Below are 21,529 nucleotides of genomic sequence, written 5' to 3' on the forward strand. Positions count from 1 at the left end.
GGGGCTGCCGCGCCGGGGAGTACGGGCCCGGCTCACGCCCTCGGGTACCGGGCCAGCCAGCCCGGGGACGAGCCGGCCGGCCCGTGCAGGGCGGGACCCTGGGTCATCTCCATCGCGAAGTCGTCGGCCAGCTCCAGCACCGTCGGGCGGCCCTCCAGCTCGGCCAGCCAGGCCGGGGGGAGGGCCGTCTCGCCGTGCAGGGCGCCGAGGAGGCCGCCGGTCAGGGCGCCCGCGGCGGCCGAGGGGCCGCTCTGGTTCACCGCCAGGCACAGCCCGTGCCGTACGTCCTCCCCGACCAGCGCGCAGTACACGGCCGCGGCGAGCAGCCCGTCCGCCGTGCCGTCGCCGGCCAGCTCCTCCACCCGGGCCGGGCCCGGCACACCCTGCCGTACGGCGCCGAGGGCGTGCCGGAGGGCGTCCGTGACCGGCTGGTGGCCGGGGCGGGCGGCGAGCAGGTCCAGGGCTCCCCGTACGGCGCCGTCCAGGCTCTCGCCCCGGGCCAGCCCGTGCACGATCACGGCGTACGCGCCCGCCGACAGACAGGCGAGGGGGTGGCCGTGGGTCTGGGCCGCGCACTCCACCGCCAGCTGGACGACGAGCTGCGGTTCCCAGCCGACCAGCAGCCCGAACGGCGCCGACCGGGCGACGGCCTCCGGGCCGAGTTCACCGGGGTTCTTGGGCCGCTCCGGCGTGCCCATGGCGGCGTCGCCGAGCCCGATGAGCAGCGCCCGGGTCGGCTCGCGGCGGGCGTACAGCCACTCCTCGCGGGCCAGCCACCCGTCGTCCGCGCGGCGTTCGTCGGGTCCCCAGTCGGTCTGGGTGGCGGCCCAGCGCCGGTACGCCCGGTGCACGTCGGTCGGCGGGTGCCAGACGCCGGTGTCGCGGCGCACCTGGGCGCGTATCAGCCCGTCGACGGTGAACAGGGTCAGCTGGGTGTGGTGGGTGACCGTGCCCCGCCGCCCGTGTCCGAAGGCGAGGTCGAGCAGCCCCTCGGGGCCGTAGGCCGCCCGGATCTCGTCCAGGGACAGCGCGTCCGCCGGGCCGCCCAGCGCGTCGCCCACGGCGGTGCCGAGGAGGGTGCCGCGCACCCTGCTGCGGAAGTCCTGCTGTTCGGCACGGCCCCAGACGGCGCCGGACGTCGCACCCACCAGGCCTCCTCACGGCACCGTCCATCCGTACGACGCTAGGCACTGTAATCGACCGGGGACGGTCGGTTCAGTGGGGCGAAGCGGGCCGAAGGGGACGGGGGCGGCGCGGGGTGGCGCATTCCGTGCGCGGGGATCGCGGCACCCCCACGTGAGCCGCCCGCGGTCGGGCAAGATGCCAGCCATGGACATGACCACGCGCCCCTCGCGCACCGCCAGTACCGCGGCCGGCATCGTGACCGGCATCCTCGCCCTGTACATCGCCCTGGTGGCCATCGGGAACATCACCGACTTCGGCACGAACCAGCAGTTCGTACGGCACGTACTGGCGATGGACACGACGTTCCGCGACGACGCCCTGATGTGGCGGGCCATCACGAGCACCGGCCTCCAGGACACCGCCTACGTCCTGATCATCGCCTGGGAGACGGTGGCGGCCGTGCTCCTGGTGTGGGGCACGTACCTGTGGGCTCGGGGGCGGCACGGTCTCGCCCGGCGCGTGTCCACCTACGGGCTGCTGATGCTGCTGCTGCTCTTCGGTGCCGGGTTCATCGCGATCGGCGGCGAGTGGTTCGCGATGTGGCAGTCGAAGAGCTGGAACGGGCTGGACGCGGCGACCCGGGTGTTCCTGGTCAGCGGAGTCGCCCTCATCGTCAACCACCTGCCCGGCGGCGGGCGGCCGGACGCTAGTTGACGACCGCCACCCTGGTGCCCTGGTCGCCGAAGGCCCACAGCGCGGCGCCGTCCTCCTTGCGCATGCGTATGCCGCCCAGCTTCTGGCCGTTCGCGGGCGGCGGCGAGGCGCCGTCCAGGGCGTTGGAGAAGGCGATGTTCACGCCGGACGCCTTGGTGAAGTACATGACGTGCTCGATCTCCACGCCGTCCGAGCCCTTGAGGGACTGGGTGCGCAGGGTGACCGAGTAGCGGCCGGGCCGCGGGCCGACCGTGCCCGGCCACACCGGGAAGGTGCGGCCGGCCCGGCCGGTCGCGTCGACCAGCCACACCCGCTTCTCGCCGAGCGAGTAGACGATCCGGCGGCCCTCGCCGGACGCGTCCGGCAGGGCGGGCGCGGCCGGCGCCTCCGGGGCCGGGGAGGCGTGGGCTCTCGCCGACGCCGAGGGGCCGGGCCGGGCCGTCGCGGCCGTGGGATGCGGCGCGTGGTCCGCCTGCACGGCGAGGGCGATGACGACCGCGGTCGCCCCCGCCGTCAGACCGGTGACCCAGGCCCACGAGGGCAGTAGGGCAGCCACGGGTACGCATCTCCTCCGCTACGGGGCCCCTTCTGGGATCGGGGGTCGGATCATCGTACTCAGTCCAGGACGGGCAGCAGTTCCGGCAGGTGCCCGTCGGACGCCTCGGCCGCCCGCTGCCGTTCCCCGGGGACCTCGCCGTACAGGGTGGTGCGCGGTTTCGCCGGGCGGCCGGCCGCCTCCGCCACCGCCACCAGGTCGCGGACCGACTTGTACGAGCCGTAGGAGGAGCCCGCCATCCGGGAGATGGTCTCCTCCATGAGCGTGCCGCCCAGGTCGTTCGCGCCGGAGCGCAGCATCTCCGCCGCCCCCTCCGTGCCCAGCTTCACCCAGCTCGTCTGGATGTTGGGAATCCAGGGGTGCAGCAGCAGACGGGCCATCGCGGTCACCGCCCGGTTGTCCCGTGTCGTCGGGCCCGGGCGGGCGATGCCCGCCAGATAGACCGGCGCGTTCGTGTGGATGAAGGGCAGCGTCACGAACTCCGTGAAGCCGCCCGTCTCCCGCTGGATCCCGGCCAGGGTGCGCAGGTGGCCGAGCCAGTGGCGGGGCTGGTCCACATGCCCGTACATCATGGTGGACGACGAGCGGATGCCCAGCTCGTGCGCCGTCGTGATCACCTCGATCCAGGTGGCCGTGGGCAGCTTGCCCTTGGTCAGCACCCAGCGGACCTCGTCGTCCAGGATCTCGGCCGCGGTACCGGGAACGGAGTCCAGACCGGCCTCCTTCGCCGCGGTCAGCCACTCGCGGATCGACAGCCCGGTCCGGCTCGCGCCGTTGACGACCTCCATCGGGGAGAAGGCGTGCACGTGCATGCCGGGGACGCGTTCCTTCACCGCCCTGGCGATGTCGAAGTACGCCGTGCCCGGCAGGTCCGGGTGGATGCCGCCCTGCATGCACACCTCGACCGCGCCGACGTCCCACGCCTGCTGCGCCCGGTCCGCCACCTGCTCCAGCGAGAGCGTGTACGCGTCCACGTCCGTGCGGCGCTGCGCGAAGGCGCAGAACCGGCAGCCGGTGTAGCAGACGTTGGTGAAGTTGATGTTGCGGGTGACGATGTAGGTGACGTCGTCGCCGTTCACCGTCCTGCGGACGTCGTCGGCCACCCGGCACAGCGCGTCCAGCGCCGGGCCGTCCGCGTGGAACAGGGCGAGGGCCTCGGCATCGGTCAGGCGCGTCGGGTCGTCGGCCGCGGTGCGCAGTGCTCCGCGCACATCGCCGTCGATGCGCTGCGGCACCATGCCGGGGGCCGCCGCCTCGCGCAGGGCCTCCCAGTCGCCGTAGACCTCGTCGAAGTCCCCGCGCCGGTCGGCCGTGCGGCCCTCGCTGTCGATGGACGTGTGCAGGTCGGTGCGGCCCGTCGCCGTGAAGACCTCGTCGGGCTCCTGCCACGGGCGGCCCTCGACGACCGCGTCGGGGCGGGCCAGGCCCGTCGCCGGGTCGGCGAGGGCGTCGACGTGCGGGCGCAGCCGCGGGTCCAGCCAGGGCTCGCCGCGGCGCACGAACTCCGGGTAGACACACAGTCGTTCGCGCAGCTCGAAGCCCGCCGCCCGGGACCTGCGCGCCAGTTCCTCGATCTGCGGCCAGGGGCGTTCGGGGTTGACGTGGTCGATGGTGAGCGGGGAGACGCCGCCCCAGTCGTCGATGCCGGCCCCGATGAGCCGCTCGTACTCGCTGTCGACCAGGTTCGGCGGGGCCTGGAGGCATGCGGTGGGGCCCATGATGTGCCGGGCGACGGCGACGGTGGCGACGAGGTCGTCCAGTTCGGCGTCCGGCATGCCGCGCATCGCCGTGTCCGGCTTGGCGCGGAAGTTCTGGATGATCAGTTCCTGGATGCCGTGGTGGGCGCGGGCGACCTTGCGCAGGGCGAACAGGGACTCCGCGCGCTCCTCGTACGTCTCGCCGATGCCGATGAGCAGGCCCGAGGTGAAGGGCACGGAGGAGCGGCCGGCGTCCTGAAGCACCCGCAGCCGTACGGCCGGCTCCTTGTCCGGGGAGCCGTGGTGCGGGCCGCCCGGCTCGGACCACAGCCGCGTCGCCGTCGTCTCCAGCATCATGCCCATGCTCGGCGCGACCGGCTTCAGACGCTGGAAGTCCGTCCAGCTCATGACGCCCGGGTTGAGGTGCGGCAGCAGGCCCGTCTCCTCCAGGATGCGGATGGAGACGGCGCGGACGTAGGCGATCGTGTCGTCGTAGCCGTGCGCGTCGAGCCACTCGCGCGCCTCCGGCCACCGGTCCTCGGGCTTGTCCCCGAGGGTGATCAGAGCTTCCTTGCAGCCGAGGGCGGCGCCCTTGCGGGCGATGTCCAGCACCTCGTCGGGGGACATGAACATCCCGTGCCCCTCGCGGCGCAGCCGGCCCGGCACGGTCGCGAAGGTGCAGTAGTGGCACTTGTCCCGGCACAGCCGGGTCAGGGGGACGAAGACGCTCTTCGAGTACGTGATGACGCCGGGCCTGCCCGCCGCCTCGAGCCCCGCGTCCCGCACCCGGGCGGCCGACGCGGCGAGGCCGGTGAGCGCCTCGCCGCGCGCCTGGAGCAGGACCGCCGCCTCGGCCACGTCGAGGGCGACGCCGTCGCGGGCACGTTTGAGGGCGCGACGCATGGAGTTCTCGGTGGGGCCGGTTCCGGGGGTCGCGGAAGTCGTCATCTCTTGAGCATACGTTCGCGCTGATCACCCCAACGGGCCCTCGGGAGCTACAGCAGCGGCGCGTACTCGTCGAGCGCCCGGAGCACCTCCGCCTCCCCGGCGGGCGGCAACTGGACCACGACCTCCTCGACGCCCAGCTCGGCGTAGTGGTCGAGCTTGCCGGGGGTGGGCCGGACGGCGTACGGGACGATCTGGAGGGCGGCCGGGTCGCGGCCCGCGTCCGCCCACACCGAGCGCAGGACGGGCAGCGCCTCGGTGAGCCCGCGCCCGCCGATCGGCAGCCAGCCGTCGGCGAACTCGGCGATGTGCGCGAACAGCTTGGGCCCCGCGGCACCGCCGACCAGCGTGCGGGGGCCGGTGACCGGTCCGCGCGGCTCCTGGACGGGCTTGGGGTGGGCGAGGCTGGCCCGCACACCGGCGAACTCCCCCTCGTACGCCGTGGGTTCCGGCGCCCACAGGGCGCGCATCACCGCCATCCGCTCCCGGACCAGCTCGCGCCGGGTCCCCCAGCGCACCCCGTGGTCGGCGGCCTCCTCCACGTTCCAGCCGTAGCCGAGGCCGAGGGTGAACCGGCCGCCGGACAGGTGGTCCAGGGTGGCGATCTGCTTGGCGAGGCCGATCGGGTCGTGCTGGGCGACCAGGGTGATGCCGGTGCCGAGGCCGAGGCGCTCGGTGACGGCGGCGGCCTGGCCGAGGGCGACGAACGGGTCGAGGGTACGGCCGTACTCGCGCGGCAGCTCGCCGCCGGCGGGGTACGGGCTGGTGCGCTCGACGGGGATGTGGGTGTGCTCCGGGAGATACAGGCCGGCGAAGCCGCGGGCCTCGAGTTCACGGGCGAGGCGGGTGGGGGTGACGGTCTCGTCGGTGAGGAAGACCGTGACGGAGATACGCATGGGGCATCTGTACCGGGCGCCGGCCCGTCTGTCCATACCGACCGGTCGGAATCGGGCACCGAGGTGTCCCGGCCCCGCCCCCGCCGTACCGGCCGCCCCGGGACGCGCCGGTCACCCCCGCCGTACCGGCCGCCCCGGGACGCGCCGGTCGCCCCCGCCGTCACGCTTCCCCGGGGCGCGGGCCGGTGGCGCGTCGCGGGCCGATGGCCGGGCGCGCCGGCCCTCCCCGCCGTCACGCCCCCCGGACGCGCACCAGTGGTGGGGCTTGCCGACGCTGCCACCCCCATCACGCCCGCCCGAGACGCGGACCGGAACCCAGGGCGCACCGACCCTCCCCGCCACCAAGCCCCCCGGGACGCGCACCGGCGGCGCGGCGTGCTGGCGCAGCCACCCCCATCCCACTCGCCCGAGACGCGGACCGGAACCCGGAGCGCGCCGATCCTCCCTGCCACCCCATAACGCTCGCCCGGGGACGCGGACCGGGGCGAGCCGGGCGCGCTCCCCGTTGCGTTCGCCCGGGCCGCGGACCGGCGCCGCGGCTAGCAGGCGCTGCCACCCCATCCCACTCGCCCCCGAAACGCGCACCGGCACGGCACCCGGAGCGCACCGACCCTCCCCGCCACCACATCCCCCAGCACACGCACCGGCGGCGCGGCTAACCGGCGCAGCCACCCCCCTCATACTCGCCCGGGACGCGGACCGGAACCCAGAGCGCGCCGTTCCCCCCGCCACCCCATAACGCTCGCCCGGGGACGCGGGCCGGGGCGGACCGGGCGCCCTTCCGGGCGCGCTCCCCCGTTGCGTTCGCCCAGGCCGCGGGGGACGCTGGCAGGCGTGCGCCGCGTGACCGCCGGCGCGTGACACGCCCCGCACGGGGCCGGGCCGGCGTGCCCGCACAGCGCAGGAGGACCGTCGGACATGTCAGGCCGCGCCGATCTCAAGCACCGCGTCGTGACCCGCTTGCAGCGGTACGTCGCCAACCCGCTGAACCGGCGCCTGCCGTTCCAGACCCTGCTGGAGACCACCGGCCGCACATCCGGCCTGCCCCGGCCGACCCCGGTCGGCGGACGCCGGATCGGCGACTCCTTCTGGCTGGTCTCGGAGTTCGGCCGCAGGTCGCAGTACGTGCGCAACATCGAGGCCGACCCCCGGGTCCGGGTCCGCGTCGCCGGCCGCTGGCACCACGGCACCGCCCATCTCCTCCCCGACGACGACGCCGTGGCCCGGCTGCGCTCCCTGCCGCGCCTCAACAGCACGGCGGTACGGGCGTTCGGCACGGACCTGCTGACGATCCGGGTGGACCTGACGGACCGGCCGGAGACCTCGTAGCCGCCATGTCGGCTATCGGCAACCACTTCTGACAGCCCGTCAGTAGTGGCCGGCGGGCGGACCGGATGCGGAGACCGTGTGAGGGCCTTGTGGACCGGAACCCGTCACCTGTGATCGGCGTCTCCCCCGGCTGACGCAACCCCCCGGAACAAGGCAAACTGACGGGGTTGTCCGTGACGCCGAGGGGGACGAACGCATGGACGGTCGGCCGCGAGTGCCCGAGCAGCGGCGCGCCGGCTCCGTGGCCACCGCGGAGGCGGCCCCGCTGCGCTTCGGCGTGCTCGGCCCGGTGCGGGCCTGGCGCGGTGAGGAGGCGCTCAGCACGGGCTCCCCCCAGCAGCGCGCCCTGCTGGCCGCCCTGCTGCTGCGCGAAGGCCGTACGGCCACGGCGGCGGAACTGATCGACGCGCTGTGGGGGTCCGAGCCGCCGTCCCAGGCGCTGGCGGCGGTCCGCACCTACGCGTCGCGGCTGCGCAAGAGCCTGGATCCCGACGTACTGGTCAGCGAGTCCGGCGGCTACGCCGTCCGCGGGCTGCGCGAGGGCGCCCTGGACGCGACGGTCGCGCAGGACCTGGCGACGGAGGCCGAGAAGGCCCGCGGCGCCGGAGACCTCTCCCACGCCCGCGCCCTGCTGAACAAGGCGCTGGCACTCTGGGACGGCGAACCGCTCGCGGGCGTCCCCGGCCCCTACGCCGAGGCCCAGCGGGCCCGGCTGGAGGAATGGCGCCTCGGCCTGCTGGAGGCGCGCCTGGACATGGACCTGGAACAGGGCTGCCACGCCGAGGCCGTCTCGGAACTGACCGCCCTGACCGCCGCCCACCCGCTGCGCGAACGCCTGCGCGAGCTGCTGATGCTGGCCCTGTACCGCAGCGGCCGGCAGGCGGAAGCCCTCGCCGTGTACGCCGACACCCGCCGCCTGCTGGCCGAGGAACTCGGCGTGGACCCGCGCCCCGGCCTGCGGGAACTCCAGCAGCGCATCCTCCGGGCGGACCCGGCCCTCGCCGAGCCCTCGGCGCCCGTCGCGGAGCCCGCCGCGGTGTCCGTCCGCCCCGCCCAGCTCCCGGCGTCCGTCCCCGACTTCACCGGCCGGGACGCGTTCGTGTCGGAGCTGAGCGAGGTGCTGTCCTCGGCGTCCGAGGCGGAGGGCCGGGTGATGGCGGTGTCGGCGCTGGCCGGCATCGGCGGTGTCGGCAAGACGACCCTGGCGGTCCACGTGGCCCACCGGGCCCGCACCGCCTTCCCCGACGGCCAGCTGTACGTGGACCTCCAGGGCGCGGGCCACCGCCCCGCCGAACCGGAGACCGTCCTCGGTTCCTTCCTGCGCGCCCTCGGCACCGCCGAGTCGGCGATCCCCGACTCCCTGGCCGAACGGGCGGCCCTGTACCGCTCGGTCCTGGACGGCCGCCGGGTCCTGGTCCTGCTGGACAACGCCAAGGACGCGGCCCAGGTACGGCCCCTGCTGCCCGGCACTGAGGGCTGCGCCGCCCTGGTCACCTCCCGGGTCCGCATGCTCGACCTCGCCGGCGCCCACCTGATCGACCTGGACGTGATGTCCCCCGACGAGGCGCTGTGCCTCTTCACGCGGATCGTCGGCGAGGAACGGGTCGCCGCGGAACGCGAGGCCGCCCTGGACGTCGTCGCCGCCTGCGGCTTCCTGCCCCTCGCGATCCGCATCGCCGCCTCCCGGCTGGCGGCCCGCCGCACCTGGACGGTGTCCGTCCTGGCGGCCAAGCTCGCCGACGAACGCCGCCGCCTCGACGAGCTCCAGGCCGGCGACCTCGCCGTGAAGGCCACCTTCGAACTGGGCTACGGCCAGCTGGAACCCGCCCAGGCCCGGGCCTTCCGCCTGCTGGGCCTGGCCGACGGCCCCGACCTCTCCCTGGCGGCGGCGGCAGCGGTCCTGGACCTCCCCGCGGACGACACCGAGGACCTCCTGGAGTCCCTGGTGGACACGTCCCTGCTGGAGTCGGCGGCACCGGGCCGCTACCGCTTCCACGACCTGGTCCGGCTCTACGCCCGGTCCTGCGCGGAGCGCGACGAACAGCCGTCGAGCGACCGGGAGGCGGCGCTGTCCCGGCTGCTGGACTTCTACCTGGCGACAGCGGGCGACGCCTATCTGATCGAACGGCCGGGCGACCGCCTCGTGGACCATCTCGAGCGCGCCGAGCACGCCGGGCTGGTGTTCCCGGACCGGCGGGCGGCCCGGGACTGGCTGTACTCCGAGGCCGTGTCCCTCCTCGCCTGCGTACGGCAGTCCGCCGGACCGGGGACGCTGCGCCGTGCGGTCGACGCCCTGTGGGCCGCGGTGGACCTGGCCGAGTCGGGCGCCAACTCCAAGGAGTACGAGGCGGTCGCGGAGCTGCTGCGGGACGCCGCGCGAAGCGCCGGGGACCGCCGGAGCGAGGGACGGGCCCTGACCACGCTGGCGTTCGTGCACCACATCTCGGGGAGCCGGTTCGACGTGGCGCTGGAGGAAGCGGAACGGGCGACGGGGCTGGCGCGGGAGGCCGCCGATCCGCTCACCGGCTGCTGGGCGGCGAACATCAGCGGCGTCATCGCGCTGTACCAGAACCGGCACAAGGTGGGCGAGGAGCACTTCGAGCGCGCCATCGACAACTTCCGCGCGCTGCGGGACCGCCCCGGTGAGGCCAGCGCGCTGTGCAATCTGTCCCGCATCCACCTGGCCACCGGGCGGACGGACAGTGCGGTGGCACTCGCACGGCAGGGCACCGCCATGTACGACGACATGGAGCATGCGCTCAAGGGCGCCAACGGCCGCTACGCGCTGGGGCTGGCGCTCACCCACAGTGGGCGGCTGGCCGACGCCACCGACTGCCTCCAGCGGGCCCTACAGGTGTTCCGGGACAGCCGGCAACGGCTGTGGGAGGGCATGACGCTCTTCCGTCTCGCCGAGCTCGACCTCGCCGCCGACCGCCCCGCCCAGGCCGCGGTGAACGCGGAGTCGGCGCTGACCGTGCTCAGAGACATCGGCGGGGAATGGCGGTGCGGCAACGTCCTGACGGTGCTGGGCCAGGCCCTGAACGGCATCGGCCAGCTGGACCGGGCCCAGGTCTGCTGGAGCGAGGCCCTCGGCATCTTCGAGGCGCTGGGCACTCCGGAGGCGGACCGCGTCCGGTCCCTGCTCAAGCCGACGACGGCGGCCTGAGGGACGGCCGCGCACCTCCCGGGACGCGAGCCGCGCCGGGGATCCGGAAAGTGACGTTCATCATTCGTTTATCGCTGTCCGGCACTGTCGTCCTTGCCGAGCCGTCGCATGAGGGGGGCCGGCGGTACGGCACGCGGCCGGCCCTCTAGGGTGAACCGGCCCAGCGGGATCCACCCGACAGTACTCGGGGGAGATGCCGGGCGGATCCCGCCTATTCATCGCACAGCACTGCCAGGGGAGCCAGCGAGATGAGCGACCAGACCAGCACGGACAACGTCCACGCGACGGGGGAGCCCACCGGCGTCGCCACCACCGACAACGTGCACGCCACCAGCGAGCCCGTCACCATCAAGAACGTCCACGCCACCGTCGAACCGCTGAAGCTGTCCGGCGAGCCCGCCGGCACCGCCACGACGGACAACGTCCACGCCACCGACGAGACGGTCTGACCGGCCTCTCATCCGACGGGGGAATCGGCCGCGGCGGCGCGGAGGGGGAGCCGTCGCGGCCGAGGCATGTCCGGGAACGGCCCGCACCTGGCGGGTGCCGGACGCCGGGGGTAGCGTCGGCCGTGGACGGCCGCCGTCCGGAGCCCTTTCCGTGTACACCGGTGCGACGGCCGTCGCGCCCTACGCGGTCCGCGCGGTCCCCGTGCCCTTCTCCGCGTCCAGCGCGTACACGCACCGGTCCTTGCTGCACGCGTACACCACCCCGTCCCGCACGACCGGTGAGCCGGTGATCTCGCCGCCCGTGGCGAGCTTCCAGCGCAGCCGGCCGTCGTCGGCCTTGAGGGTGTACAGCAGGTGGTCGGTGGAACCGAAGTGGATGCGGCCCTCCGCCACGGCGGGCGCGCCCACGACGTCACCGCCCGCCTGGAAGCGCCACTTGGGCGTGCCGGTGACCGCGTCCAGGGTGTACAGGCCCTTTCCGCTGCCGACGTGCACGTGCCCGGCGGCCACCAGGACGGGTTCCACCGAGGAGCGGCCCTCCGTCGCGATGCGCCAGCGGTCGCGGCCGTCGGCGGCGTCGAGGGCGTAGACCGTGCCGAGGTAGTCGGCGAGGTAGACGCCGCCGCCGGTGACGGCCGGGCCCGGGGCGTACGCGGGCGGGCACAGGAAGACCGCGGGGGCCTCGAAGTGCCAGCGGACGATGCCGCTCGCCGCCTCGACGGCGAGGACCCGGGTGCCGGCGGAGAGGTAGACGCAGCCGTCGGGGGCCGGGGCGAGACGGACGGGGACACCGCCGCAGGAGGCGGCGTCACCGATGGGGTACGACCAGCGTTCCTCGCCGGTGCGGGCCTCCAGGGCGCGCAGCCGGGCGTCCTGCCACACGTAGACCGTGCCGTCGTGGACGACCGGGCCCGCCTCGGGGGACTCGAAGTCGGTCTGGCAGCCGGTGATCTCCCACAGCTTCTGGCCGTTGGACGCGTCCCAGGCCTGCGCCCCGCCGCCCCGGGTGCCGGTGACGACGGTGCCGCGGTCGGCGTTCAGGGAGTACACCCAGGCGTCCGTGGACAGCCGCCACAGGTCGGTGCCCTCGCGGGCGTCCAGCGCGAACAGGGTGGGGCCGTCGGAGGCGTGGACACGGCCGTCCGCCACCGCCATGGACCAGGCCACGTCCCGGGTCTTGAACCGGCGGCGGCCGGTGGCCACGTCCAGGGCGTGCACCTCGAAGGAGGTGACGTAGACCAGGTCACCGTCGACCGACGGGGTGCCCCAGACGTCGTTGGACATGCGGAAACGCCAGGGGCGCCAGCCGCCCGGCGTCTCCGGGGGCGCCGGGGGCGCGGGCGGTACGGCGGGGTCGGCGGCGGCCACGCCGGGACGGGGCCGGGACCAGCCGGCCACCAGTCCGGCCTCGGGCGGGGGCGCCTTGACGGCGGCGGCGCGGGCGTCGGCGACCCGGGGGCCGGGGCCGATGGGCACCTTGGCGCCGGCCAGCTGGACCGGGCCGGTGCCGGGGGCGCCGGCCGGGGTGGGCACGCGGGCCGGGACCGGCGGGTCGTAGGGCGGCGGCGGGGGGACGGCCGGCCGGGCGCCGCCGCGGGGGCCGCCGGTGGTGACCGGGACGGCCTTGACGGCCGTACGGCCGCCGCGGCGGGTCTCGATGAGCGCGACCGCCTTCTCCGGCAGCCAGGCGGAGGCGGTGCCGCTGTCGTCGGAGCCGGAGCCGAACAGGTGCGGGGCCAGCTGAGCCTGGAGGTCGGCGGGGCTGGGACGGCCGGTGGCCTCCATCTGCATGCAGGCGTCGATGAGCGGGCGCAGTTCGTCCGGCAGGCCCGTGAGGTCGGGGCCCTCGCGGAGCAGCATGAAGACGGTCTCGACCGGGTTGGCGCCATGGAAGGGCGGGTGGCCGGTGGCCGCGAAGACGAGGGTGGAGCCGAGCGAGAAGACGTCGCTGGCGCCGGTGACGCTGCGGGAGTCCTTGGCCTGCTCCGGGGACATGTAGGCGGGGGTGCCGACGGCGACGTTCGTCATCGTCAGCCGGGTGTTGGAGACACCGGAGGCGATGCCGAAGTCGATCACCCGGGGGCCGTCCTCGACGACGAGGACGTTGGACGGCTTGAGGTCGCGGTGGACCAGGCCCGCCCCGTGGATGGACTGGAGGGCCTCGGCGATGCCCGCGGCGAGCCAGCGCACGGCCTGCGCCGGGAGCGGCCCGCACTCGTTCACTATCTCTTCCAGCGAGGGCGCGGGCACGTAGGCGGTGGCCAGCCAGGGCACGGCGGCACGCGGGTCGGCGTCGACGACGGCCGCGGTGTAGAAGCCGGAGACCGCGCGGGCCGCCTCGACCTCGCGGGTGAAGCGGACGCGGAAGAGCTGGTCCTCGGCCAGCTCGGTGCGCACCGTCTTGATCGCCACGCGCCGGCCGGACGCCGAGCGTGCGAGATAGACCAGCCCCATGCCGCCGGCCCCCAGCCGGCCCAGCACCTCGAACGGCCCGATCCGCCGCGGATCGTGCTGCGTCAGCTGATCCACCACTTGCCTGCCACCTCCCCGTACGAGCCGCGCCATCCACATATGTACGCGACCGAAGTGCAGCGTCTCACCACCGCACCGCCATGGCGGCACGCACCCTGATTCTTCCTGGCCGGGCGGCTGGTTGCGAACCCGGTCAGATATCGGGGTGTCTTACGCCAAAGCGGACGCGTCAGCGCTCCAGCAGCGCGAACGACGCCCCCTGATTGTCGGTGACGACGGCCACGCGTCCGTACGACGTCTCGAAGGGTGGCGCCTGCACCCGTCCGCCGAGCCGTCCCACGGTTCCGAGGGCGTCCGCCAGCTCCGCGACCCGGAAGTGGGTGAGGAAGTGCGGGGGCATCTCGGCGGCGAACACCTCGGTGACCTCCGCGCGGCCGAAGTCGGGTTCGCCACCGCCGAACAGGGCGTCGTGGAAGAGGCCGCCGTAGAAGGCGTTGGCCCCGGCGGTGTCCCGGGTGTACAGCTCGGCCCAGACGAAGGTGCCGGGCTCGTGCCGCCGGTCGAAGCCGCGGTGGGTGCCGGGCTGCCACAGCCCGAACACCGCGCCCTCGGGGTCTGCGGCCAGGGCGGCGGTCCCGAGGTCGCCCACCGGGAAGGGAGCCATGACCACCTGCCCGCCGGCCGCCGTGATCCGCCGGCCGAGGGCCTCCGCGTCCGAGGTGGCGAAGGAGACGGTCCAGACGGTGGGCATGCGGCCGTCCGACTTCGGGGCCAGCGAGGCGACGAGGCCGCCGTCCAGCCGCGCCCACACGCCGGAGCCGTGCGCCTCCTCGAAGGTCCACCCGAAGAGCCCGCCGTAGAACCGCTTGCCCGCCGCCACGTCGGGCAGCTGGGCGTCCACCCAGCAGGGGACGCCCTCCCCGTACACCTCTTCGTTCATGGATGCCCTGTTTTCGGCCATGCGGTCAACGTAACCGGGCCGCGCGCACCGCGCAGACCAGGCACACCTTCCCCGATCTCCCCGCGCACCCCATTTGCAGTCGGCCGAATAGCGCTCCCATCGCCCCTCGGTAAGCTGACGACATGACAGGACAAGTGCGTACCGTCGACGGCCGCGTGGCCGGCCGGCGTGGGCAGGCGACCCGGCAGAAGCTGCTCGACTGCCTCAGCGAGATGCTCAGCTCCTCCCCCTACCGGGACGTCAAGGTCATCGATGTCGCCCGGAAGGCGGGGACGTCGCCCGCGACCTTCTACCAGTACTTCCCGGATGTCGAGGGCGCCGTCCTGGAGGTCGCCGAGCAGATGGCGGCCGAGAGCACGGGACTGGCCGGGCTGCTCGAGGGACGCACCTGGGCCGGCCGGTCGGGCTGGCAGACCGCCCAGGAACTCGTGGACGGATTTCTGGAGTTCTGGCGCCGCAACGACGCGATCCTGCGGGTGATCGACCTCGGCGCGGCCGAGGGGGACAAACGATTCTCCAAGATCCGCACGAGGATCCTGAACTCGGTGAACGCCTCCCTCGCCGGCTCCATCGCCGAACTCCAGTCCAAGGGCCGGGTCGACAAGGACGTCAGCCCGGCGGCGGTGGCCGGTGCACTGGTCGCCATGCTCGCGGCGGTGGCGGGCCACCAGAAGGGCCCCTCCTCGGGCGTGAAGGCGGCCGAACTCAAGCCGGCCCTGGCGCTGTTGGTACACCTGGGCGTGACCGGCAGGAAGCCGACCAAGTAGCGCCCACTCCCCTTTTTCCCCGTCCACGTCCTGTCCGGCAGGCGGTGGTCCACCCGAGGTGGACCACCGCCTGTGTCGTCAGGCCGGCAACGGCCGGTCCCGCACCACGTGTTTCATCACCAGCGTCGACGTCAGCCGCTGCACCCCCGGCAGGGTCGCCAGCCGCTCGTCGTACAGCCGCTGGAAGGCGGCCAGGTCCGTGGTGGCGACCCGGAGCAGATAGTCCGGCTCCCCGAAGAGCCGCTGGGCGTCCAGCACATGCTCCAGCTCACCGACCGCCCGCTCGAACCCGGCGACCGTGTCCCGGTCCTCCTGCCGCATGGACACGAAGACCAGCGCCTCGAAGTTCAGCCCGAGCGCCGTCGCGTCCACCACCGCGCGGTAGCCCTGGATGGCGCCGGACCGCTCCAGCTCCCGCAGCCGCCGGTGGCAGGGCGAGACGCTCAGCCGCACCCGGCCGGCCAGCTCGGTCACGGTCAGCCGCCCGTCCTGTTGCAGCTCGGCAAGGATTTTCCGGTCCACGTCGTCCATGAAGAAAATATTTGCTCAGACTGCGCGATCACGGGCAAATTTCGGGAACACTTTCGGGCCATTCACGCCTAATGTCCCCGGCATGGACTCGGGACTGCTCTTCTCCTTCCTCGTGGTGGACCTGCTGCTGGTGTGCGTGCCGGGCGCCGACTGGGCGTACGTCATCGCGGGCGCCCTGCGCGGCAGCCCGGTCCCGCGTGCGGTGGCGGGCCTGGTCTGCGGATACGCCCTGCACACGGCCCTGGCGGCGGCCGGCCTCGCGGTGCTGGTGGCCGGCTCCCCCCGGCTGCTGACGGCGCTCACCGTGGCCGGCGCCGGCTATCTGCTGTGGCTGGGCTGGGGCGTCCTGCGCCGCCCGGCGGTCCCCGGCGCCGCCGACGCGCCCCCGCCCGCCGGCCGGCCGTTCCTGCGCGGCGCGACGATCAGCGGCCTCAACCCCAAGGGCCTGCTGCTCTACCTCTCGGTCCTCCCCCAGTTCCTCACCCTGCGGGGCGCCCGCCTCCCCGTCCCTGCGCAGACGGCGGCACTCGGGCTGCTCCACATGGCGTGCTGCGCGGCCGTCTATCTCACCGTCGGGGTCCTCGCCCGCACCCTGCTGGCCGCCCGCCCGGCGGCGGCGCGCGCGGTGACCCGCACCTCCGGGGCGGCGATGCTGGGCATCGGCGCCCTGCTGCTGGTGGAACGGCTCGCGACGCTCTAGGGTTCCCGCGCCGCGGGGTGCCCCGGGGCGGTGGCGCCGTGCGGGAGTGAGACCGCGCCCACCGGTGATACTCGCCCCATGGCACAAAAGGATCTCCACGCACTCCTCCGCTCGCTGCGCGTCTGGGACCCCGGGGTGACCGAACTGCGCCCCTTCGATCCGGACACCGCCCCTCCCACCCCGCTGACCCTGTTCACGGACTGGTTCGCGGAGGCGGTGGCGGCGGGGCAGCCGGAGCCGCACACCATGGCGCTGGCGACGGTGGACGAGGAGGGCCGGCCGGATGCGCGGATCGTGATGCTGCACGGCGCCGACGCGGACGGCTGGTCCTTCGCCACGCACGCCACGAGCCGCAAGGGCCGCGACCTGAGCGTCCGGCCGTACGCCGCCCTCACCTTCTACTGGCCGGTGCTCGGGCGGCAGGTGCGGCTGCGGGGGCCGGTGGCTGCGGCGCCGTCGCCGGAGAGCCAGGCCGATCTGCACGCGCGCTCCACGGGCGCGCTGGCCGCCGCGCTGACCGGGCGGCAGAGCGAGGAGCTGTCCTCGGCGGCCGAGCTGCGGGAGGCCTCCGAGGCGGCGTGGGAGAGGGCGCGGGAGAACCCGGACGAGCCGTCGCCGACCTGGACGCTGTACCGGGTCCGCCCGGAGACGGTGGAGTTCTTCCAGGGGGACGCGCGACGGCAGCACGTCCGGCTGGAGTACCGCAGCACGGGGTTCGGCTGGAGCAGGGGCCTGCTGTGGCCGTGAGGGTGCCGGGCGGGCGCTGAGGCGGGTGCGCCGGGGTGTGCGCTGAGGCGCGGGTGCGCCGGGGTGTGCGGGCGGCTGCGGGTCCGCCGTGGACCGGGCCCGTGATCAAGTCGCAACCGATTCCGGTCTTGACCGAGACCCATCAACCTGGTGGGTGATTACGCTCCCGCTCATGGCCGTCTCCCGTCCCTCCCCCGTCCACCTCTCGCCGACCCCCGCCGACCGCCCGGTCTACGTCATCGGCGCGGGTCCGGGCGGCCTGGCCGTCGCCCAGGCGCTGCGGGCGCGGGGCGTACGGGCCGTGGTGCTGGAGAAGTCCGACCGGGTGGCCGCCTCCTGGCGCCGGCACTACGACCGGCTGCGGCTGCACACCACCCGGCGGCTGTCCGCGCTGCCCGGCCTCGCCGTCCCCCGCCGGTTCGGGCGCTGGGTGGCCCGGGACAACGTGGTGCGCTACCTGGAGAAGTACGCCGAACACCACCGGCTGGAGATCGTCACCGGCGTGGAGGTGCACCGCGTCGAGCGGACCGGGGACGGCACCGGCTGGCTGCTGCACGCCTCCGGCGGGCGGGAGCTGACCGGCACCGCGGTGGTCGTCGCCACCGGCTACAACCACACCCCGCGGGTGCCCGACTGGCCCGGCCGCGAGACGTACACCGGGGAGTTCCTGCACGCGGGCGAGTACCGCGCCGCCGGGCCGTACGCCGGCCGGGACGTGCTCGTCGTCGGCATCGGCAACACCGGCGCGGAGATCGCCGTCGACCTGGTGGAGGGCGGGGCCGCGCGGGTGCGGCTGGCGGTGCGCACGGCGCCGCACATCCTGCGCCGGTCGACCCTCGGCTGGGCCGCCCAGTACACGGGCGTGCTGGTCCGGCGGCTGCCGGTGCGGCTCGTGGACCGGCTCGCCGGGCCGGTGACCCGGCTCAGTACCCCGGACCTGTCCGCGCACGGGCTGCCACGTCCCGACACCGGCCTGTACAGCAGGGTGCGGCAGGGCGCGATCCCGGTCCAGGACGTCGGCCTGACCGACGCCGTACGCCGGGGCGAGGTGGAGATCGTCGCCGCCGTCGAGGCGTTCGACGACGGGAAGGTGGTCCTCGCCGACGGCAGCCGGATCACGCCCGACGCGGTGATCGCGGCGACCGGGTACGTCCGGGCGCTGGAGGGGCTCGTCGGACATCTCGGGGTACTGGACGACCGCGGCCGGCCGGTGGTGCACGGCGGCCGCACGCCCGCGCAGGCGCCCGGCCTGTACTTCACCGGCTTCACCAACCCGATCAGCGGGATGCTGCGGGAGCTGGCGATCGACGCGCGCCGGATCGCACGGGCCGTCGCCAAGAGCCTCTCCGCCCGGCGGTGACTCCGCCGGGCGCCCTCACGCGGTGACCGTGCGGGCGCCCGGGCCACGGCGGATGACCAGGGACATGAGGGCCGCCACCGCGCACAGGGTGCCGGAGGCGTACCAGACCGGGTCGTAGGAGCCGACGACGTCGTGGGCGAAACCGGCCAGGTAGGCGACGAGGGCCGCGCCGATCTGGTGGGAGGCGAGGACCCACCCGAAGACGATGGCACTGTCCTCGCCGAACCGCTCGCGGCACAGGGCCAGGGTGGGCGGGACGGTGGCCACCCAGTCCAGGCCGTAGAAGACGATGAAGAAGAGCATCGGCGGGTGCACGGCGGGGCCCAGCAGCATCGGCAGGAACAGCAGCGACAGGCCGCGCAGGGCGTAGTAGACGGCGAGCAGGCGGCGCGGTTCGAAGCGGTCGGTGAACCAGCCGGAGGCGATCGTGCCGACGACGTCGAACACGCCGATCACCGCGAGCAGCGAGGCCGCCGTCGTCACGGGCATCCCGTGGTCGTGCTCGGCGGGCACGAAGTGGGTCTGCACCAGCCCGTTGGTGGAGGCTCCGCAGATCGCGAAGGTGCCGGCGAGCAGCCAGAAGGTGCCCGTCCGGGCGGCGGCGGACAGGACGGTGAGCGTCCGGCGGGCGGCACCGGTGACGGGCGGCGGCTTCGGCACGAACTCCCGCGCCCCGTACGGCGCCGCGCCCACGTCGGCCGGGTGGTCGCGCAGCAGCAGCCAGACGAAGGGGACCACGGCGAGCGCGGCGAGCGCGACGGTCACCGCGGCGGGACGCCAGTGGTGCCGCTCGACGATCCGCGACAGCAGCGGCAGGAAGATCAGCTGTCCGGAGGCGGAGGCCGCGGTGAGGATGCCGCTGACCAGGCCGCGCCGCTCGGTGAACCAGCGGTTGGTCACGGTCGCGGCGAAGGCCAGCGCCATGGAGCCGGTGCCGAGGCCGACCAGCAGTCCCCAGCACAGCCACAGTTGCCAGGCTGCCGTCATCCACACCGTCAGCCCGGATCCGGCCGCGATCACGAGGAGCGCGAGGGCGACCACGCGCCGGATGCCGAAGCGGTCCATCAGCGCGGCGGCGAACGGCGCGGTGAGGCCGTACAGCGCGAGATTGAGGGAGACCGCCGCGCCGATCGTGCCGCGCGACCAGCCGAACTCCTGGTTCAGCGGGTCGATGAGCAGGCCGGGCAGGGAGCGGAAGGCCGCCGCGCCGATGATCGTGACGAACGTGACCGCGGCGACGAACCAGGCGCGGTGCACGCGGTGGTGCCGGGCGGGCGGGGCCTGGACGGGCGTGGGGAAGGGCGGGGCGGGAACGGACGCGGCGTCCGGGGCGGGGACGGCGTCCGGGGCGGGGGCTGGGCTTGTCCGAGTCACGTCACTCAGCGTCGGGGCACCGCGCGCGGGCGACGAGTGGCCCGGAGGACAGCCTTCGCTAGGATCGGGCCATGACACCCACCGGGGAATTCCGGCCGCACCGGATCGCCGTCCTCGCCCTGGACGGCCTGCTGCCCTTCGAACTCGGCATCCCGCACCGGATCTTCGGCCGCCCGCGGGACGCACGGGGACGGCACCTGTACGAGGTCGTGACCTGCTCCGTACGGCCGCCCGGCCCGGTCGAGACGGACGCCGACTTCGCCGTGCACGTCGCCCACGGACCCGAGGCGCTGGCCACGGCCGACACGGTGATCGTCCCGGCGTCGTACGAACTCGGCCCGGTCCACGACGAGGGCCGGCTCACCGACGACCTGGCCGCCGCCCTCGCTCGCGTCCGCCCCGGCACCCGGCTCGCCTCCATCTGCACCGGCGTCTACGTCCTCGCCGCCGCCGGCTACCTCGACGGCCGCCCGGCGACCACGCACTGGGCGCACGCGGAACACCTCCAGCGGCTGTTCCCGCGGATCAGGGTGGACGCGGACGTGCTGTTCGTCGACGACGGCGACGTGCTGACCTCGGCCGGCGTGGCCGCCGGGATCGACCTGTGCCTGCACATGGTCCGCCGCGACTTCGGCACGGCCGTCGCCAACGAGGTCGCCCGGAGCACGGTCGTACCGCCCCACCGCGACGGTGGTCAGGCCCAGTACATCCACCGCCCCGTCCCCGACCCGCAGCTGGCCACGACGGCCGCCGCCCGCGCCTGGGCGCTGACCCGGCTGCACGAACCGATCCAGCTGCGGGACATGGCCGGGCAGGAGGCCATGTCGGTACGCACGTTCACCCGCCGCTTCCGGGAGGAGGTCGGCGTCAGCCCCGGCCAGTGGCTCACCCGGCAGCGCGTGGAACGCGCCCGGCATCTGCTGGAATCGACCGGTCTGTCCATGGACCAGGTGGCGCGGGAGGCGGGCTTCGGCACGGCCCAGTCGATGCGGCAGCACCTCCAGCAGACGCTCGGGGTGACGCCGACGGCGTACCGGCGGACATTCCGGGCGGGTGCCGGCACCCGGCCGTGAGCACCGCTCCGCCGCGCGGCGAAAAGTTGTCCACAGCCTGTGGAGAAACGAGACGGCACGTGTTCGGCCCTGCCGACGGCGGTCACCGGCGCCCCCGGCGGCACCCCCGGATGCGCCCTTTGCGACGCCGGCGCCGCACCCGGCAGACGCATGACGGCAGGGGTGCGGAGGGGGCGGGGCGCAGCGGGGGAGGTGCGGTTGGCGGGGCGTGGTCGGCGGGGTGCGGTTGACGGGGTGCGGGCGGGGAGGCGCGGGCGGCGGGGTGCGGGCGGGCGGGACGCGGTCGGCAGGGTGCGGGCGGGCGGGACGCGGTCGGCAGGGTGCGGGCGGGCGGGACGCGGTCGGACGGGGCGCGGTCGCCGGGACGTAGTTGGCGAAACCGGGCGGCGGGACGCGGGCGGGCGGGACGCGGTCTGGCGGGACGTAGTTGGTGAGACCGGGCGGCGGGACGCGGTCTGGCGGGGCGCGGTCGCCGGGACGTAGTTGGCGAGACCGGCGGCGGGACGCGGGCGGCGGGGTGCGGTTGGCGGCGCGCCCCCCACGCGTCCCGCGCGCGCCGCCCTCCGATGCGACCCACGCTCGACGAGGGCCGCCGTCACCCGGGCCCTCGCCGTCCCCTCGCGGCGAATCGACGACCACCAGCCTGGTCAGAGAGCCGGCGGACGTC

The 21,529-nt window shown here is 74.7% G+C and carries 17 protein-coding genes; 9 read left to right on the top strand and 8 right to left on the bottom strand.

Translation table 11 applies throughout. From position 1 onward, the window contains the following. Positions 1-32 precede the first annotated feature (32 nt). Entirely contained in the window at positions 33-1,148 is a 1,116-nt protein-coding gene (locus ABZ117_RS05815) for an ADP-ribosylglycohydrolase family protein (RefSeq protein WP_356817745.1), read from the bottom strand. Positions 1,149-1,335: 187 nt separating this feature from the next. Between ABZ117_RS05815 and ABZ117_RS05820 the strand changes: the two genes are divergently transcribed. Beyond that, positions 1,336-1,839: a DUF2165 domain-containing protein gene (locus tag ABZ117_RS05820; RefSeq protein WP_356818149.1), complete on the top strand. Its 504-nt coding sequence runs from the start codon at positions 1,336-1,338 to the stop codon at positions 1,837-1,839. Here ABZ117_RS05820 and ABZ117_RS05825 read toward each other — a convergent pair. The 3 genes from ABZ117_RS05825 to ABZ117_RS05835 are packed head-to-tail and all read right to left on the bottom strand — an operon-like array spanning position 1,832 to position 5,933. Then, entirely contained in the window at positions 1,832-2,395 is a 564-nt protein-coding gene (locus ABZ117_RS05825; RefSeq protein ID WP_356817747.1) for a hypothetical protein, read from the bottom strand. The two genes, ABZ117_RS05820 and ABZ117_RS05825, sit on opposite strands and share 8 nt — an antisense overlap. A gap of 59 nt (positions 2,396-2,454) precedes the next feature. Then, positions 2,455-5,040, bottom strand: coding sequence for a bifunctional FO biosynthesis protein CofGH (locus tag ABZ117_RS05830; protein ID WP_356817749.1), 2,586 nt, complete (start codon positions 5,038-5,040; stop codon positions 2,455-2,457). Between the two features lie 47 nt (positions 5,041-5,087). Continuing rightward, positions 5,088-5,933: an LLM class F420-dependent oxidoreductase gene (locus ABZ117_RS05835; RefSeq protein ID WP_356817751.1), complete on the bottom strand. Its 846-nt coding sequence runs from the start codon at positions 5,931-5,933 to the stop codon at positions 5,088-5,090. Between the two features lie 918 nt (positions 5,934-6,851). Here ABZ117_RS05835 and ABZ117_RS05840 point away from each other — a divergent pair. The 3 genes from ABZ117_RS05840 (at position 6,852) to ABZ117_RS05850 (ending at position 10,877) form a co-directional block, all read left to right on the top strand. After that, a complete protein-coding gene (locus tag ABZ117_RS05840) occupies positions 6,852-7,262 on the top strand; it encodes a nitroreductase/quinone reductase family protein (RefSeq protein WP_356817753.1) in 411 nt (136 codons plus the stop codon). A 196-nt stretch (positions 7,263-7,458) separates the two neighbouring features. Then, positions 7,459-10,428, top strand: coding sequence for a BTAD domain-containing putative transcriptional regulator (locus ABZ117_RS05845; RefSeq protein WP_356817755.1), 2,970 nt, complete (start codon positions 7,459-7,461; stop codon positions 10,426-10,428). A 248-nt stretch (positions 10,429-10,676) separates the two neighbouring features. Next, positions 10,677-10,877, top strand: coding sequence for a hypothetical protein (locus ABZ117_RS05850; protein WP_356817757.1), 201 nt, complete (start codon positions 10,677-10,679; stop codon positions 10,875-10,877). 180 nt (positions 10,878-11,057) lie between these two features. Here the strand turns inward: ABZ117_RS05850 and ABZ117_RS05855 are convergent, their stop codons facing one another. Then, positions 11,058-13,409, bottom strand: a complete 2,352-nt coding sequence (locus tag ABZ117_RS05855; protein WP_356817759.1) for a serine/threonine-protein kinase — start codon at positions 13,407-13,409, stop codon at positions 11,058-11,060. A 169-nt stretch (positions 13,410-13,578) separates the two neighbouring features. Continuing rightward, entirely contained in the window at positions 13,579-14,310 is a 732-nt protein-coding gene (locus ABZ117_RS05860; RefSeq protein WP_356817761.1) for a VOC family protein, read from the bottom strand. Between the two features lie 134 nt (positions 14,311-14,444). On the opposite strand from ABZ117_RS05860, the gene ABZ117_RS05865 reads away from it, so the two are divergent. Continuing rightward, positions 14,445-15,077 carry a TetR family transcriptional regulator gene (locus tag ABZ117_RS05865; protein ID WP_356818151.1) on the top strand — a complete coding sequence of 211 codons (633 nt, stop codon included), beginning with the start codon at positions 14,445-14,447 and terminating at the stop codon, positions 15,075-15,077. A gap of 78 nt (positions 15,078-15,155) precedes the next feature. Here the strand turns inward: ABZ117_RS05865 and ABZ117_RS05870 are convergent, their stop codons facing one another. Further along, positions 15,156-15,608 carry an Lrp/AsnC family transcriptional regulator gene (locus ABZ117_RS05870; RefSeq protein ID WP_356817763.1) on the bottom strand — a complete coding sequence of 151 codons (453 nt, stop codon included), beginning with the start codon at positions 15,606-15,608 and terminating at the stop codon, positions 15,156-15,158. 82 nt (positions 15,609-15,690) lie between these two features. Between ABZ117_RS05870 and ABZ117_RS05875 the strand changes: the two genes are divergently transcribed. The 3 genes from ABZ117_RS05875 to ABZ117_RS05885 all read left to right on the top strand — a co-directional run bounded on the left by ABZ117_RS05875 (position 15,691) and on the right by ABZ117_RS05885 (position 18,415). Then, positions 15,691-16,308, top strand: coding sequence for a LysE family transporter (locus ABZ117_RS05875; protein ID WP_356817765.1), 618 nt, complete (start codon positions 15,691-15,693; stop codon positions 16,306-16,308). 78 nt (positions 16,309-16,386) lie between these two features. Continuing rightward, positions 16,387-17,055: a pyridoxal 5'-phosphate synthase gene (locus ABZ117_RS05880; protein ID WP_356817767.1), complete on the top strand. Its 669-nt coding sequence runs from the start codon at positions 16,387-16,389 to the stop codon at positions 17,053-17,055. Positions 17,056-17,227: 172 nt separating this feature from the next. Continuing rightward, positions 17,228-18,415 carry an NAD(P)/FAD-dependent oxidoreductase gene (locus ABZ117_RS05885; protein WP_356817769.1) on the top strand — a complete coding sequence of 396 codons (1,188 nt, stop codon included), beginning with the start codon at positions 17,228-17,230 and terminating at the stop codon, positions 18,413-18,415. Between the two features lie 15 nt (positions 18,416-18,430). Here ABZ117_RS05885 and ABZ117_RS05890 read toward each other — a convergent pair whose 3' ends face one another. Beyond that, positions 18,431-19,672, bottom strand: a complete 1,242-nt coding sequence (locus ABZ117_RS05890) for an MFS transporter (RefSeq protein WP_356818153.1) — start codon at positions 19,670-19,672, stop codon at positions 18,431-18,433. A gap of 188 nt (positions 19,673-19,860) precedes the next feature. On the opposite strand from ABZ117_RS05890, the gene ABZ117_RS05895 reads away from it, so the two are divergent. Beyond that, positions 19,861-20,862, top strand: a complete 1,002-nt coding sequence (locus ABZ117_RS05895; RefSeq protein WP_356817771.1) for a helix-turn-helix domain-containing protein — start codon at positions 19,861-19,863, stop codon at positions 20,860-20,862. Positions 20,863-21,529: the final 667 nt, after the last annotated feature.

The organism is Streptomyces sp. NPDC006309, from assembly GCF_040613095.1.
In the GTDB taxonomy this organism is placed as follows: Bacteria; Actinomycetota; Actinomycetes; order Streptomycetales; family Streptomycetaceae; genus Streptomyces.

What these genes read in the sequence shown, in the direction of transcription:
- ABZ117_RS05870 (WP_356817763.1), bottom strand. Translation starts at nt 15,608, where the DNA reads ATGGACGACGTGGACCGGAAAATCCTTGCCGAGCTGCAACAGGACGGG.
- ABZ117_RS05835 (WP_356817751.1), bottom strand. Translation starts at nt 5,933, where the DNA reads ATGCGTATCTCCGTCACGGTCTTCCTCACCGACGAGACCGTCACCCCC.
- ABZ117_RS05880 (WP_356817767.1), top strand. Translation starts at nt 16,387, where the DNA reads ATGGCACAAAAGGATCTCCACGCACTCCTCCGCTCGCTGCGCGTCTGG.
- ABZ117_RS05850 (WP_356817757.1), top strand. Translation starts at nt 10,677, where the DNA reads ATGAGCGACCAGACCAGCACGGACAACGTCCACGCGACGGGGGAGCCC.
- ABZ117_RS05875 (WP_356817765.1), top strand. Translation starts at nt 15,691, where the DNA reads ATGGACTCGGGACTGCTCTTCTCCTTCCTCGTGGTGGACCTGCTGCTG.
- ABZ117_RS05885 (WP_356817769.1), top strand. Translation starts at nt 17,228, where the DNA reads ATGGCCGTCTCCCGTCCCTCCCCCGTCCACCTCTCGCCGACCCCCGCC.
- ABZ117_RS05845 (WP_356817755.1), top strand. Translation starts at nt 7,459, where the DNA reads ATGGACGGTCGGCCGCGAGTGCCCGAGCAGCGGCGCGCCGGCTCCGTG.
- ABZ117_RS05860 (WP_356817761.1), bottom strand. Translation starts at nt 14,310, where the DNA reads ATGGCCGAAAACAGGGCATCCATGAACGAAGAGGTGTACGGGGAGGGC.
- ABZ117_RS05820 (WP_356818149.1), top strand. Translation starts at nt 1,336, where the DNA reads ATGACCACGCGCCCCTCGCGCACCGCCAGTACCGCGGCCGGCATCGTG.
- ABZ117_RS05895 (WP_356817771.1), top strand. Translation starts at nt 19,861, where the DNA reads ATGACACCCACCGGGGAATTCCGGCCGCACCGGATCGCCGTCCTCGCC.
- ABZ117_RS05830 (WP_356817749.1), bottom strand. Translation starts at nt 5,040, where the DNA reads ATGACGACTTCCGCGACCCCCGGAACCGGCCCCACCGAGAACTCCATG.
- ABZ117_RS05840 (WP_356817753.1), top strand. Translation starts at nt 6,852, where the DNA reads ATGTCAGGCCGCGCCGATCTCAAGCACCGCGTCGTGACCCGCTTGCAG.